The organism is Magnetospirillum molischianum DSM 120, assembly GCF_000294655.1.
Taxonomy (GTDB): Bacteria; Pseudomonadota; Alphaproteobacteria; order Rhodospirillales; family Magnetospirillaceae; genus Phaeospirillum; species Phaeospirillum molischianum.
Genome location: NZ_CAHP01000007.1, coordinates 1 through 522, shown reverse-complemented (window position 1 = coordinate 522; position 522 = coordinate 1). Strand labels below are relative to the sequence as shown.

The window sequence follows — 522 nt, the reverse complement described above, 5'->3', positions numbered from 1 at the left end:
TTCGGCTCTGGGGGGCGGTCGAGGAGGAAGCTTTTGGGCCGCCGCCTCGCGTTCGGCCTGGGGCCGGCTCCGATCCGCAGCAACCGCCTGCTTCGCTTGCCGCTGATCGGCAAGCGAGCGGTGGTCAACCCGTAAAGGGACGTGGGCGCGCTCTAGCGCCTGATTGCAGTGCTGGCACCACCTCTCCCGCATGGTCTCGATTCCGTTGGCCTGGGAAAGGGTTCTATCCTTCTTGGCTGAGAAGCCGTTCGGCTGGCTTGGATCAAGCGCCCGGTCGGAAACCATGATGTGCGCGTGAGGCTGCTTTTCGCCGTCACGTGCGCTCGGTTCATGGATGGCGACGTCCGCCACAATGCTCCGGCTGGTGAACTCCTCGCGCACGAAGGACCGCACCGCCTCAACACGCTGTTCGTGGTTTAATTCCCGAGGCAGAGCAACCAGCACCTCCCGCGCCGTCATCGCGTCTTTGCGCTTTCGTCTGCGTCAATGTAGTTCCACAGCGTTTCGCGGTTCTTAGACCAC

The 522-nt window shown here is 63.2% G+C and carries 1 protein-coding gene; it reads right to left on the bottom strand.

Features of this window, described 5'->3' with window-relative positions:
• Positions 1 to 459: MobA/MobL family protein (locus tag PHAMO_RS01710; protein ID WP_235720767.1), on the bottom strand; the 459-nt coding region annotated here is incomplete at its 3' end.
• Positions 460 to 522: the final 63 nt, after the last annotated feature.